This is a genomic window from Arthrobacter sp. SAFR-179 (assembly GCF_059414945.1).
Genome location: NZ_JBPFDM010000004.1, coordinates 44,237 through 58,547, shown reverse-complemented (window position 1 = coordinate 58,547; position 14,311 = coordinate 44,237). Strand labels below are relative to the sequence as shown.

The window sequence follows — 14,311 nt, the reverse complement described above, 5'->3', positions numbered from 1 at the left end:
GTAGGGTCATCCCTTCCGTGTGGAATCCTGGGCGGGTCCCTCTGCCGGCCCCTGGACCGGATCCTGGGCGGGTCCCTGCGCGCGGGCGTCAGCCGCAGGCGTAGTGCCGGCCAGCACGCGGTGGCGCCTGATGAAGGGGAACTGCTGGCGGGCCCGGCGGGGCAGGGCATAGACCAGGATGGCCACGATGGTGAACACGATGGCCTTGTCCATGGGGTCGGAGATCAGCGCCTGCTTGGTGATGGCGGCCAGGAGGGTATCGCCCATGGCCCGGAAAGCACTCACGATCGCCCCTGTGGCCACGCCCGAGGTTCCGCCGAAGACGAACGCGGCCACCGGGGCGGAGACCACACCGGCGATGATCCCCGTGGCGAAGCCGGCCACGGGAGCCAGGTAGAAGCGGCGGAAGAGGCCGTAGCGTGCTGCCAGCCCGGCCAGGCACCCGATGAGCGCGGCGCCTGCGGCGAACGGAAGCACGGTGGGGTTGAAGAAGGACCAGACGATGCTGCTGAGTGCGCCCGTGGCGGCGCCGGCAGCCGGGCCGGCCAGGACGGCAATCAGCACCGTGCCGATGGCGTCGAGGTAGAAGGGAACCAGGGTGCTGCCAACGAACTGGCCGAGGACGATGTTCAGGACCAGGGCCACCGGGATCAGCACCAAGGTGGATGCCGGCAGCGTGGGCAGGACGGCGACGATCAGCAGGACCGCGCCTGCCAGGAAGCCGGTGAGGGCGATCAGGGCCGATGCGCTGCCCGGACCTCCGGTGATGTCTGCGGGCTGGTTGAGCACCAGGTAGACATAGGTGGCCGCGATGGCCAGGGCGCCGAGGATCTCCAGGAGCCGGCGGCGGGCCGCGGGGCGTTCCTGGGACGGGAGCGTCAAAGAGGGCGATGACATGGGGAAAGTTCCTTTGGGTGCAGGCAGTGGCCCGGCAGTGCCGGGACGAGCGTGTGGCTGCCTATGTCACCTCGGCAGCAGCCGGCGGCAACTGCGCCGGGCCGGTCCGTGCCCCATTCTACCGGGCATCCCGGACGTCGTCCCGTGCGGAATGCACTGGTCGCACGGCGCCCCGCGCCTGCCGTTTCATCCCACCCGGCCGGCCAGGCTTCCGACGGCGGACACCAGCTCGCGGAACGCCTGATCCGGGTTGTTGCCGGACACGATCCGGGCGTTGGGAGGTGTGCCCCAGAGCCCGCGGAAGTCGGCAACGGTGGTGCCGGCCAGGAGCGGCGACTCTGTTTCGACGTCCACGGTGGCGGGGCGGGCCGTATACTCGAGCGTGCCTGCCGCCACTCCTGCGGCGAAAAAGTCGTGGACGTGGGCCAGGTAGCCCTGGTCGTAGAGCCGGTGGAATTCGAAGTAGAAGCGCAGGGCATCCGAAAGGTGCCTGATGAGGGTGTTGTCGGAGCTGCTCCGCTGGCCTTCCGGCTGTTCGGGGAGCACCAGTTCGGGAACGGCGGCACCGGCAGCGCGGGCCAGCGCCGTGACGTGGGCTGGGCGGAGCTCCATGCGTTCGGTGGTGTCCAGCGAGCAGACGATGGGCAGTTTCTCCAGCGGCTTTCCCCGGTACGCGGCGTAGACCTCCTTGGCGGCGTGCGGGTCCACGTGCGTGTTCCATTCGGCGGTGGGGGTGGTGTTGCCCTGGTGGTAGAAGGCGCCGCCCATGATCACCACCTTTGCCAGGAGGTCGGGAAGTTGCGGTTCCCTGCGCAGCGCCAGGGCGAAGTTGGTCAGCGGGGCGGTGATGAGCGCGGTGAGCTCCCCCGGCCTGGCCCTGGCGTGTTCGATCCACAGGTCCACGGCATCCCGTTCGCTGATCCGGCCGGCGGGCTGCGGCAGGACGGCGTAGCCGATTCCTTGTGGTCCGTGGGTCTCCGGGGTGGTCTGCAGCGGGATGGACAGGGGCTTGCGGGCCCCCACGGCCACCTGGACCCCGGGCCGGCCGCACAGTTCCAGCAACGCCAGGGTGTTGCGGGCCACCTGGTCCGCGTCCACGTTGCCGGGGGTGGCAGTGACTGCCACGAATTCCGTGTCCGGGAGGGCCGCCAGGTAGGCCAGGGCCAGGGCGTCGTCGATTCCGGTATCAACGTCCAGGAGGTAGGCGGGCACGGCTGCCTAGAAGAGCGCGACCTTGGGCACGGCCGGGAAGATCCCGTCCAGGGCGGCCAGGTCTTCGGGGGTGGGGATCCAGTTCGCCGCTTCCGCGTTCTGCCTGACCTGCTCCGGCCTGGTGGCCCCGGCGATGACGCTGGCCACCGAGGGCTGCGCGGCGAGCCAGGAGAAGGCCACCTCAATTTCGGTCAGCCCGCGTTCCTTCGCGAAGACACTGAACCGGCCCAGCTGGTCCCAGTCGGCGTCGTCCACCATATTGGTGCGAGTGTGGCTGAGCCGGGATCCTTCCGGCGCATGGCCCGGGGCGTACTTGCCGGTCAGGAGGCCGTTGGCCAGCGGGAAGTACGGAAGGACGCCGAGCCCGAACTCCTCCGCGGCCGGGGTCACTTCAAGCTCGGCACGCCGGTCCAGGAGGTTGTAGTGGTTCTGGGTGGAGATGAAGCGGGCGGTGCCCAGTTCGCGTGCCACGTACTCGGCCTGGGCGATCTGCCAGCCGGACCGGTTGGAGTGGCCGATGTAGCGGACCTTGCCGCTGCGGACCAGGGTGTCCAGCGCGGCGAGGGTCTCGTCGATGGGGGTCAGCGGGTCCGGGGTGTGGAACTGGTAGAGGTCGATCCAGTCCGTGCCCAGCCGCCGCAGCGAAGCCTCAACCGCCTGGATGATGTAACGCCGCGACCCGCGGGCACCGAAGTCCGGCCCGCTGGCGCCCTTCATGTCCATGCCGAACTTGGTGGCCAGCACCACGCTGGAGCGCCGGTTTCCGAGGGCCTTGCCAAGCATGGTTTCGCTCAGCCCGGGCTCGCGGCCGTAGGTGTCGGCGACGTCGAAGAGGGTGATGCCGGCATCGACTGCCGCGTGGACGACGGCGTCCGTTGCGTCCTGCGATTCGGTGGCGGTGTTGGCGCGGCCGAGGTTGTTGCAGCCAAGCCCCACGGTGGAGACGGTCAGGCCTGATTTTCCAACGCGGCGGTAACTGGTCAAGGACGCCTCCTAGAGGGTGAAGCTGCTGGCCGGCTTGGCTGAGTGCTTGAGTTTGTAATGGTCGGGGTTGCTGTACGGGGCGGCACCGATGCTGAGCTTGGTGAAGTCCAGGTCTTCGCCGCGGGCGCAGACCTTGATGGCATTCACGGCCTTGTTCACATCCGGGCAAAGGCAGAAGATGTTGAGTTTGTAGTCCGTGAATTCGGAACGCTCCACCGTGCCAAGGCCCCGCCAGGCGAGGTGGCTGATCAGGGCGTCGGTGGCCTTCTCCTCCAGGTAGCGGTCCCGCTCCGTCCCTTCCCGGGTCTTGAGCGCGAACTGCGCCACCACCCAGAACTGCTCCTCGGCGGGGATCTCGGCGAATCCGTCCTCAGCGCATTGGGCTGCGAAGGCGTCCAGGAGGCCCTCGGCGGCGGCAGCGTCGGGAACGTCGGTTTCCTCGGTCTTGCTCTGGTGCCCCACAGCGCCGAAATTCATGACGAACTGCGAGTAGTCCTCATCGAACCAGGCCTCCCGGAAGTGGAGGGTGCCCTCGTCGTCGCGCTTGTAGACCCTGACAATGCCGCTCATGTGCGTCCTTTTGTAAACCATTCGACGTCGGTGCCGTCGAATGGAGCTTGCTGTGCCTTCACGGCGTGGTACAGAGTGTCCGCGGAGGACTGGATGTCTTCGATCAGTTGCTGCGGGTAGCGCATGGAGACGCTGTGGTCGGCGAATTCGTCCTGGTCGTCGATGAAGACGCCGCGGTCAGCGGTCCGGATGACGTCCAGGTCCATGTCGATGACGTGGAACTCGGTGACGGCCGGCCGGATCTGTGTCCATTCGTGGCCGACCGCCAGGTCGATGTACACCCGTACGCCCCCCGGGTGGGCAGAATCGTAGAACGTGGCCACCCAGTCGCCCTGGCGCGGCACCAGCAGGACGGCGTCGGAACGCGTGTAGAACGCGGCCCCGGGGCGGGAACAGAACTCGTTGGTGCCCTGGAAGATCCACCACCCGTGCCGGTCTTCGCCAAGGTACCGGCCCGGCACCACCCAGTGCGCCTTGCCGTTCCATTTCCGGTTCCGGGAAACCACCAGCTGTCCGGGCTGCAGTCCATTGGGAACACGCGTGGTGGTGGTGTGCAGGACCGGTCCGGACTCCCCCGCGGGTCCGGGGTACTTCAGCTCGTCCTCGTCCCTCACAGGATCGGAAGGCTGCCGGTGGTGGGGTGCTGCTGCCCGGGCAGGGGCCGCGCGAACGGAACCTTGGTTCCCAAAACCTGCGCGACGACGTCGTGCGTGATCTGTTGGGCGGTCAGCCCAACGCGCTCCAGCACCTGGTTGCGGGTGCCGTGCTCCAGGAACTCCACGGGCAGGCCCACCTCATTCAGGGCGGTGTCCACGCCTGCGGCACGCATTTCCTGACGGATGCGCGATCCGACTCCGCCGGCGCGGACGCCGTCCTCGATGCAGATGACCAGCCGGTGGTGGGAGGCCAGCGCAATGATGGAACGGCGGACCGGGAGGACCCAGCGTGGGTCCACCACGGTGGTGCTGATGCCCTGCGCCCCGAGCCGGTTGGCGACGTCGAGGGCCAGCTCTGACATGGCGCCGACGCTGACGATCAGCACGTCGTTCTCGGTGGAACCGGAGGGGCGGCGGGCCAGGACGTCCACGCCGTCGCTCAAGCGTTCCAGCGCCTCCACGGCCGGACCCACGGATCCCTTGGAAAAGCGGACCACGGTGGGGGCATCGCTGATGGCCACCGCCTCACGCAGTTCCTCGCGGAGCCTGGTGGCGTCGCGGGGTGCGGCCAGGTGCAGGCCCGGGACGATCTGGACCATGGCCATGTCCCACATGCCGTGATGGCTGGCGCCGTCCGGGCCGGTCACGCCCGCGCGGTCCAGGACGATGGTGACGCCGGCCTTATGGAGGGCGACGTCCATCAGCAGCTGGTCGAAGGCACGGTTGAGGAAGGTGGCGTAGACGGCCACCACCGGGTGCAGCCCGCCGAAGGCCATGCCGGCGGCCGCGGTGAGCGCATGCTGCTCGGCGATGCCGACGTCGATGACGCGCTCAGGGTGCTTGGCTGCGAACTTGTGCAGGCCCACCGGAATCAGCATGGCCCCGGTGATGCCCACGATGTCGTCGCGCTCGTCCGAGATGGCTGCGATTTCGTCGGCGAACACGGAGGTCCAGGACTGTGCCCCGCCGCTGCCGGTTGGTTCGCCGGTTTCCGGATCGATGATGCCCACCGCGTGGAACTGGTCGGCTTCATGGGCGCGGGCGGGGGCGTAGCCGTGCCCCTTCTCCGTCATGGCGTGCACAATGACCGGGCCGCCGTAGTTCCTGGCGGTGGAGAGGGCGTGTTCCATGGCCTGGAGGTTGTGGCCGTCCACGGGGCCTATGTACTTCATGCCGAGGTCCTCGAACATGCCCTGCGGCGCCCACCAGTCCTTGATGCCCTTCTTCATGGCGTGCAGGCTCTTGTACGTGAACTGGCCCATGGGGCCGCCGTTCTGGAGCTTCTTCTTCCACCAGTCCAGTGCCACCTCATAGGCGGGCGCGGCGCGGAAGGAGTCAATGGTGGGGCGCAGCGAGGCAAGGTAGTCGGCGAATCCGCCGACAGTGGGGGCGTAGGAGCGGCCATTGTCGTTGACCACGATGACGACGCGGCGCTTCTTGTCCGCGGCGATGTTGTTGATGGCTTCCCACGCCATCCCGCCGGTGAGCGCGCCATCGCCAACGACGGCAACGACGTGGCGGTCGCCTTCCCCGGTGAGCTGGCGGGCGCGGGAGATACCGTCGGCCCAGGACAGGGAGGAGGAGGCGTGGGAGCTCTCGACGATGTCGTGCTCTGACTCGGCCCTGGCGGGATAGCCGGAGAGCCCGCCTTCCTGGCGGAGGGTGCTGAAGTCCTGGCGCCCGGTCAGCAGCTTATGGACGTAGGACTGGTGGCCCGTGTCGAAGACGATGCTGTCGCGGGGAGACTCGAAAATGCGGTGCACGGCCAGCGTCAGTTCCACGACGCCGAGGTTGGGTCCGAGGTGGCCGCCCGTCTGGGAAACGTTCGTGATCAGGAACTCCCTGATCTCCGAGGCCAGCTGTGCCAGCTGTTCCTCGGTCAACTCGTTCAGGTCCTGCGGATTCCGGATGGTGTCCAAGATTCCCAATGACCCCTCCTTCGGGTGGTAGACGTGCCGTTTAACTCTAACGCCTTGGTTTTGACTGCAAAGCCGAAGCCCCGGCTGGTCGGTGACCGGCCGGGGCTTCGGGAGGATGTTGCCTGCTGGGCAGAAACCGCTAGTTCGCGGAGATCTGGCGCAGCACGTACTGCAGGATGCCGCCGTTGCGGTAGTAGTCCGCTTCACCCGGGGTATCGATGCGCAGGACGGCGTCGAACGACTTCGAGGAGCCGTCCTCTGCGGTGGCGGTAACCTTCAGGGTCTTGGGCGTGGTGCCCTCGTTGAGGGCGGTGACGCCCTCCACCGAGAAGGTTTCCGTGCCGGCCAGGCCCAGGCTGGCAGCGTTCTCGCCGGCCGGGTACTGCAGCGGCAGGACGCCCATGCCGATGAGGTTGGAGCGGTGGATGCGCTCGTAGCTCTCGGCGACGACGGCCTTGACGCCCAGCAGTGCGGTGCCCTTGGCAGCCCAGTCGCGCGATGATCCGGAACCGTACTCCTTGCCCGCCAGGACCACCAGCGGAGTGCCGGCTGCCTGGTAGTTCTGCGCGGCGTCGTAGACGTAGGCCTGCGGGCCGTCAGCCTGGGTGAAGTCGCGGGTGAAGCCACCCTCAACGCCGTCCAGGAGCTGGTTCTTGATGCGGATGTTCGCGAACGTACCGCGGATCATCACCTCGTGGTTGCCACGCCGTGAGCCGTAGGAGTTGAAGTCCTTGCGCTCCACGCCGTTGGCCAGCAGGTACTGGCCGGCAGGGGTGTCGGACTTGAACGAACCGGCCGGGGAGATGTGGTCGGTGGTGACGGAGTCGCCGAGCTTCAGCAGCACGCGGGCGCCCGTGATGTCCTTGACCGGCTCCGGCTTCGCCTGCATGCCCTCGAAGTACGGGGGCTTCCGGACGTACGTGGAGTTTGGATCCCAGGCGAAGGTGTCGCCGGCCGGGGTGTCCAGGGCCTTCCAACGGTCGTCCCCGTCGAAGACGCCCTCGTAGCCCTTGGCGAACATTTCCTTGTCAATCGAGGAATCGATGACCTGCTGGACCTCAACAGGGTTGGGCCAGATGTCCTTCAGGAAGACGTCGTTGCCGGCCTCATCCTTGCCGAGGGCGTCGGTTTCGAAGTCGAAGTCCATGGAACCGGCCAGGGCGTAGGCGATGACCAGCGGCGGGGAAGCCAGGTAGTTCATCTTGACGTCCGGGTTGATCCGGCCTTCGAAGTTGCGGTTGCCGGACAGGACGGCGGCGACGGCCAGATCGTTGGCCTGGACGGCCTCGGAAATCTCAGCTTCCAGCGGACCGGAGTTGCCGATGCAGGTGGCGCAGCCGTAGCCCACGATGTAGAAGCCCAGCTTCTCCAGGTACGGGGTCAGGCCGGACTTCTCGTAGTAGTCCGTGACAACCTTCGAGCCCGGGGCAACGGAGGTCTTGACCCACGGCTTGGCGGTGAGGCCCTTTTCGACGGCGTTGCGCGCCAGGACGGCGGCGGCCAGCATGACCGAGGGGTTGGACGTGTTGGTGCAGGACGTGATGGAGGCGATGGTGACCGCGCCGTGGTCCAGTTCGAACTCGCGGCCGTCAGCCATCTTCACGGGGACCGGGTTGGAGATACGCCCCGCGCCGCCGTGTGCTGCCGAGTACTTCGGCGGTTCACGGTCCGTGTCGGAGATGTGGGTTGCACCACCGGTGAAGGACGGCGCGTCCGAAGCCGGGAAGGACTCCTCCAGGGACTCGTCCAGGGTTCCCGCGTTGGCGTCGTGCGAGACGTAGTTGAGCAGGTCGTGGCGGAACTCGTCCTTGGCCTCGGTCAGCTCAATGCGGTCCTGCGGGCGCTTGGGGCCGGCGATGGACGGGACAACGGTGGACAGGTCCAGTTCCAGGTACTCCGAGAACTTGATGTCGCGGGACGCGTCGTGCCACAGGCCCTGTTCCTTGGCGTAGGCCTCCACCAGGGCGACGTTCTGCTCGGACCGGCCGGTGAGGCGCAGGTAGTCAAGGGTGACGTCGTCGATGGGGAACATGGCGGCGGTGGAACCGAACTCGGGGCTCATGTTGCCGATGGTGGCGCGGTTGGCCAGCGGCACCGCTGCGACACCTTCGCCGTAGAATTCGACGAACTTGCCCACAACGCCGTGCTTGCGCAGCATTTCGGTGATGGTCAGCACCACGTCGGTTGCGGTGGCACCGGCGGGGATGCTGCCGCTGAGCTTGAAGCCCACGACGCGCGGAATCAGCATGGAGACGGGCTGGCCGAGCATTGCTGCCTCGGCTTCAATGCCGCCCACGCCCCAGCCCAGCACGCCCAAGCCGTTGACCATGGTGGTGTGCGAGTCGGTGCCGACGCAGGTGTCGGGGTAGGCGCGGAGCGCACCGTCCACCTCGCGGGTCATCACGGTGCGGGCCAGGTATTCAATGTTGACCTGGTGCACAATGCCGGTTCCCGGGGGAACCACCTTGAAGTCGTCGAATGCGGTCTGGCCCCAGCGCAGGAACTGGTAGCGCTCACCATTGCGCTGGTATTCGATCTCCATGTTGCGCTCCAGTGCGCCGGAGTTGCCGAAGGCATCGATCTGCACTGAGTGGTCGATGACCATCTCGGCCGGTGCCAGAGGGTTGACCCGCTTGGGGTCCCCGCCCAGGTCCTTGACCGCTTCACGCATGGTGGCAAGGTCAACCACGCAGGGAACGCCGGTGAAGTCCTGCATGATCACGCGTGCCGGCGTGAACTGGATTTCTGTATCGGGTTCCGCATTCGGATCCCAGCCTGCCAAGGCGCGGACGTGATCGTCAGTGATGTTCGCGCCGTCCTCTGTCCTCAACAGGTTTTCAAGCAATACCTTGAGGCTGAACGGAAGGGCTTCTGCACCTTCAACGGAGTTCAACCGGAAAATTTCGTATTCGGTTCCGGCTACATTAAGTTTGCCTTTTGAACCGAAGCTGTCCACAGTGCTCATCGCAGGACTCCTCTCGCAACAGTTTCATCTTTGTCGCGCGGTTGACCGCCTGCTAGTTAGGACGCCCTAAGTAGTTACAGGGCCCGAAAATTGCACACGGCCGGCCGAGAATACGGGCGCGACGTGGGACTACTACGGCCATCGTAGTCCAAAACCCCCGCGGCATCATGGAGCCGGAGCCAGCAGTGCCACCGTCTCGAGGTGGTGGGTATGGGGGTACAGGTCGAAGGCCCGGAGTCCGGCCAGGTCCCACCCTGAGCGGCGGAAGTAACCCAGGTCACGTGCAAACGACGCCGGGTCGCAGGACACATACGCGATGGCCCGGGGTTGCGACGCAACGAGCTGGCCGACGACGGCTTTCCCGGCTCCGGCCCGGGGCGGGTCCAGGAGCAGGGCGTCGAAGTTCCGCGGTTTCTGGCGCAGGACCCGCTCCACGCGGCCCTGGACCACCTCCACCTGGGGTGCCGAGTGCAGGTTCTTCCGGGCGTCCCGGCTGGTTCCCGGCGCCCCCTCGACCGACAGCACGGACCCCGTCTCCCCCACGGCGTCGGCCAAGACTGCGGTGAAGAGGCCGGCGCCGGCGTAGAGGTCGGCAACCACGGCCCCGGCGTGCAGGAAGTCGCCCTCCCGCAGGAATTCTGTGACAGCCCCCACAAGCGTCCCGGGCGCGTCGCGGTGGATTTGCCAGAAGCCCTCCCCGGTGACCCGGTAGTCGTGGCCCACCGCGGATTCCTGTACCCAGGTCCGCCCCCGGAGCTGGGTCACACTGCCCGTCAGCGGATCAAAGACCGCGACCGAGGCATCCTCCGGCACTCCCGCAGCGATTGCCCGCAGCCGTTTGTCCCTGGTTCCGGGCGCCGGGGCCAGGAGCACCAGGGGCCGGGACCCGTTGGCCGGAGCCGCCACCTCGACCCGCTCGATGCCCTGGAGGTCCAGGTCCCACAGGCGCAGGGCGTTGATGGCGTCGCTGGCCAGGGGCATCTCCCGAATGGGGATGATGTGGTTGGAGCGGTGCGCGTGCATGCCCAGCCTGCCCCCGGGGGTGACCGAAAAGCTGGCCCGTGTGCGCCACCCGAGCCCGCTGCCGCCGTCGTGGTTCTCCCCCACGGCTTCCACGCCGCCGGTCCAGGCGGGCGGCACCTGCTCAAAGCCGGCCAGCCGCGTGAGCTGTTCTGCCAGGACGTCGGCCTTCAGGCTGCGCTGCTTTGCCAGCGTCATGTGCCCGAACTCGGCACCTCCCACCGGCGGGTGGCCGTGGCTCCATGCCCGGGGGGAATCCGCCGGGCGCCAAAAGTGCTCCACCCGGTCCGGGGAAGCCTCAAGCACCTCGATCACATCCGCCCGCCAGAACTTCGCGTCGTCTCCTGCGTCGGTGAGCCGCACCCGGACTTTCTCCCCCGGAACGGCGTGCCGGACAAAGACCACCCTGCCCCCGTGGCGCGCCACACAGTGCCCGCCATGGGCTACGGGCCCGACGTCCAGCACCGCCTCTTCGCCTGCATGGCCGGCGGTTTCGGGTGCCTGCGGGGCGTTGGTGGAAGTTCTTGTGGTCACTGCACGTCCTGGAGGTTCTTTGCTTCTTCGGATGATTTGAGCTGCCAGGGAACGCTGGCCACCATGACCCCCGGTTCAAAGTGCAGGCGGGTCTTGATGCGCAGCGCGGTCTGGTTGTGCACCAGCTGCTCCCACCACTTGCCCACCACGTATTCCGGGATGTAGACCACGATGAGGTCCCGCGGGGAGTCCAGGCGCATCTGCTTGATGTAGTCCATGATGGGCGTGACGGTCTCGCGGTAAGGGCTGGCGAGGACGGTCAGCGGGACGGGGATTTCGAGCTTTTCCCAGTCGGCGATGGTATGTGCCGTTTCCTCCTGGTCGATGTCCACCGTGATGGCGTCCAGCCGGGAGGGCCTGGACGCACGTGCATACGCCAGCGCGCGCAGGACGGGCTTGCGGACGTGCGACACCAGCAGCACGGCGTGCACCCGGGTGGGCAGGGCCCGGGGCGAGGAGTCCTCGTCCACCGCAAGTTCCTTGGCCACGTTGTCGTAGTGCGCCCGGATGCTCCACATGATCAGGAACAGGATGAACATGGCCAGCAGGGCGATCCAGGCGCCCTGCTCGAACTTGGTGATCAGGACGATGACCAGCACCAGCGCCGTCATGCCGAAGCCGATGCTGTTGATGGTGCGGGACTTCATCATCCGGCGCCGGACGGCCTTGTCCTTGGCGAGCTTCAGCTCGCGCCCCCAGTGCCGGATCATGCCGAGCTGGCTGAGGGTGAAGGAGATGAAGACTCCCACAATGTAGAGCTGGATGAGCTTGGTGACGTCCGCGTCGAACGAGATGATGAGCACCAGGGCGCCCGCCGCGAGGGCCAGCACACCGTTGCTGAACGCGAGCCTGTCGCCGCGGGTCCGGAGCTGGCGGGGCAGGTAGCCGTCCTGGGCCAGGATGGAGCCCAGGACCGGGAAGCCGTTGAAGGCGGTGTTGGATGCGAACACCAGGATGACGCCGGTAGCGGCCACCACGATGTAGAACGGAATCGAGCCGGCGCCGAAGATGGTCTGGGCGATCTGGCTGATGGCGGGGTTCTGGACGTATCCCTCCGGCAGGGGGTTTCCGTTCAGCAGGAATTCCGTGGCGGGGTCCAGCACGATGTGGACCTTGGTGGCGTTGGCCAGGTAGATGATGCCGGCCAGCATTGCCGCGCCGATCATGCCCAGGAGCAGCAGCGTGGTGGCCGCGTTCTTGCTCTTGGGGTGCTGGAAGTTGGGGACGCCGTTGCTGATCGCTTCCACGCCGGTGAGCGCCGCGGCGCCCGAGGAGAAGGCCCGGAGGAGCAGGAAGGCACCGGCCAGGCCTACAAGGCCCTGGTCGAAGCCCTCTGCCGGGACGATGGTAAAGGCCGCGGAGGGCGCCTCCCCGAGTGTCCCCGTTGCCGCCTGGAATACGCCCACCGCGGTCATGCCAAAAATGGATGCCATGAAGATGTAGGTGGGGACAGCGAAGACGCTGCCCGCTTCCTTGATGCCGCGCAGGTTGACCAGGGCAAGGATGACGACGCCGATGGTGGCGATGACGGCCTGCTCACCGTGCAGCGATGGTACGGCAGTGGTGAGGTACGCCGCTGCCGAGGACATGGACACGGCCACCGTCAAGACGTAGTCCACCAGGAGGGCCGAGGCCACTGTCAGGCCGGCGTACTTGCCCAGGTTCACGTTGGCGATCTCGTAGTCACCGCCGCCTGACGGGTACGCGTGGACGTTTTGCCGGTAGGAAGCGACGACGGTCAGCAGGACCACCATCACGGCCAGGCCCACCAGCGGCGAGATGGCCACGGCGCTGACGCCTGCAAGGGCAAGGGTCAGGAGGATCTCGTCCGGCGCGTAGGCTACGGAGGAAAGGGCGTCGGAGGCGAAGATCGGCAGTGCGATCTTCTTGGGAAGCAGGGTATGGGCCAACCGGTCGTTCCGGAACGGCCGGCCCACCAGCACGCGTTTGACGGCGTTCAGTATTGTCAACACCCCACAAAGCTAGTCTGAATCACGGACGATGTCATGACGGGCGCGGGCCAGGCCGAACAAGGGCCGTGCCGGTAGAGTTCTAGCTGCACGATCCTGACTTACATATGGAGGAGATACGGTGGCGCATTTCGTGATCATGGGATGTGGCCGGGTGGGGGCAACGCTGGCGCACACGCTGGAGGATGCCGGGCATTCCGTGGCCATCATCGACCAGGACGACCGCGCCTTCCGCCGGCTCCGCCAGGGCTTTACCGGACGGAAAGTCACCGGCGTTGGCTTTGACCGGGACACCCTCAAGCAGGCGGGGGTGGCTGAGGCCTACGCCTTCGCCGCCGTCTCCAGCGGTGACAACTCCAACATTCTGGCCACCCGCGTTGCCCGTGAGACCTTCCACGTGCCGCATGTCGTCGCCAGGATCTATGACCCGGGACGGGCCGAGATCTACCAGCGCCTGGGCATTCCCACGGTGGCCGCGGTCCGGTGGAGTGCCGACCAGGTGCTGCGCCGCATCCTTCCCGAACAGCACCTCGCAGGCGACTTCCGCGAGCCCTCCGGACGCCTCGTCCTCGCCGAGCTGGAACTCGACGCCGGCTGGGTCGGGCACCGCGTCAGCAGCATTGAGAAGGCTGCCGACGTCCGCGTGGCGTACCTGACCCGCTTCGGCGAGGGCCTGCTGCCCGACGCCGGGACCGCCTACCAGGACGGCGACACCGTGCACGCCATGCTGCAGGTGGACCGCAGCGCCCAGATCGCCCAGATCCTCGCCAAAGCCCCCGCCAAGGAGTACCAGTGAAAGTCGTTATTGTCGGCGCCGGCAGCGTCGGATCCTCCATCGCCAGGGAGCTGCTGGCGCACAAGCACGAGATCCTCCTGATCGACCTCAAACCCGAGGTGATCGGGCGCAGCGGCCTGCGGGGCGCCCACTGGCTGGTGGGTGACGCCTGCGAGCTCTCCACACTCCAGGGGGCCAAGGTGGAGGACGCGGACGTGGTGGTCTCCGCCACGGGCGACGACAAGGTGAATCTGGTGGTGTCCCTGCTGGCCAAGACCGAGTTTGGGGTCGGGCGCACTGTGGGCCGGGTGAACAACCCGAAGAACGACTGGATGTTCAATGATTCATGGGGCGTCGACGTGGCCGTGAACACCCCGCAGCTGATGACCGCCCTGGTGGAGGAGGCGGTGGAGATTGGCGACCTGGTCCGCCTGCTGACGCTGCAGACGGGTGTGGCTTCCCTGGTGGAATTTACGGTTCCGCACGATTCCCACGTCATCGGCATGACCGTGGGCGACATCCACTGGCCGGAGGACGCCACGCTGGTGGCGATCCTGCGGGACCAGGCACCCATCACGCCCAGCCGGGACGACGTGATCGACGGCGGCGACGAGCTCTTCTTCGTCACCACCATCGCCGCTGAGGACGGGCTCCGGGAGCTGCTCTCCTCCGCCCCCGGCAGCATCGAGACCGGTGAGGCTGCGGACAGTGCCCAGCCCGCTGCCGCCGGCAGCCACGGGCACGCTCAGGACGACGACGGTTTCGACGGCTAGGTCCGCCGCCGCACCCGTGCCGCAGCGCACCTGGGC

At 67.1% G+C, this 14,311-nt stretch carries 11 protein-coding genes; 2 read left to right on the top strand and 9 right to left on the bottom strand.

Translation table 11 applies throughout. The features are described 5' to 3' along the window. Positions 1-6: 6 nt before the first annotated feature. From ACR65K_RS08985 to ACR65K_RS08945, 9 genes are all read right to left on the bottom strand, one after another. Entirely contained in the window at positions 7-897 is an 891-nt protein-coding gene (locus ACR65K_RS08985) for a hypothetical protein (RefSeq protein WP_056333315.1), read from the bottom strand. Between the two features lie 186 nt (positions 898-1,083). Next, entirely contained in the window at positions 1,084-2,109 is a 1,026-nt protein-coding gene (locus ACR65K_RS08980) for a nucleoside hydrolase (protein ID WP_440152360.1), read from the bottom strand. A gap of 6 nt (positions 2,110-2,115) precedes the next feature. Next, positions 2,116-3,093: an aldo/keto reductase gene (locus ACR65K_RS08975; RefSeq protein ID WP_056333309.1), complete on the bottom strand. Its 978-nt coding sequence runs from the start codon at positions 3,091-3,093 to the stop codon at positions 2,116-2,118. Between the two features lie 9 nt (positions 3,094-3,102). Continuing rightward, on the bottom strand, positions 3,103-3,663 hold the full coding sequence (locus tag ACR65K_RS08970; RefSeq protein ID WP_056333306.1) for a hypothetical protein: 561 nt from the start codon (positions 3,661-3,663) through the stop codon (positions 3,103-3,105). Then, positions 3,660-4,277, bottom strand: coding sequence for a DUF402 domain-containing protein (locus tag ACR65K_RS08965; RefSeq protein WP_200946238.1), 618 nt, complete (start codon positions 4,275-4,277; stop codon positions 3,660-3,662). The genes ACR65K_RS08970 and ACR65K_RS08965 overlap by 4 nt, the downstream gene beginning before the upstream one ends. After that, positions 4,274-6,247, bottom strand: a complete 1,974-nt coding sequence (dxs, locus tag ACR65K_RS08960; protein ID WP_440152358.1) for a 1-deoxy-D-xylulose-5-phosphate synthase — start codon at positions 6,245-6,247, stop codon at positions 4,274-4,276. Before dxs ends, ACR65K_RS08965 begins: the two co-directional genes overlap by 4 nt. A gap of 130 nt (positions 6,248-6,377) precedes the next feature. Continuing rightward, positions 6,378-9,203: an aconitate hydratase gene (locus ACR65K_RS08955; RefSeq protein ID WP_440152356.1), complete on the bottom strand. Its 2,826-nt coding sequence runs from the start codon at positions 9,201-9,203 to the stop codon at positions 6,378-6,380. A 165-nt stretch (positions 9,204-9,368) separates the two neighbouring features. Then, positions 9,369-10,757, bottom strand: a complete 1,389-nt coding sequence (locus tag ACR65K_RS08950) for a class I SAM-dependent RNA methyltransferase (RefSeq protein ID WP_440152354.1) — start codon at positions 10,755-10,757, stop codon at positions 9,369-9,371. Then, entirely contained in the window at positions 10,754-12,730 is a 1,977-nt protein-coding gene (locus ACR65K_RS08945; RefSeq protein ID WP_440152353.1) for an APC family permease, read from the bottom strand. The genes ACR65K_RS08950 and ACR65K_RS08945 overlap by 4 nt, the downstream gene beginning before the upstream one ends. Before the next feature lie 118 nt (positions 12,731-12,848). Here ACR65K_RS08945 and ACR65K_RS08940 point away from each other — a divergent pair, with 118 nt between their 5' ends. Then, complete coding sequence (locus ACR65K_RS08940) at positions 12,849-13,523, top strand: potassium channel family protein (RefSeq protein ID WP_056333290.1); 675 nt, start codon at positions 12,849-12,851, stop codon at positions 13,521-13,523. Continuing rightward, positions 13,520-14,275 carry a potassium channel family protein gene (locus tag ACR65K_RS08935; RefSeq protein WP_056333288.1) on the top strand — a complete coding sequence of 252 codons (756 nt, stop codon included), beginning with the start codon at positions 13,520-13,522 and terminating at the stop codon, positions 14,273-14,275. Before ACR65K_RS08940 ends, ACR65K_RS08935 begins: the two co-directional genes overlap by 4 nt. Positions 14,276-14,311: the final 36 nt, after the last annotated feature.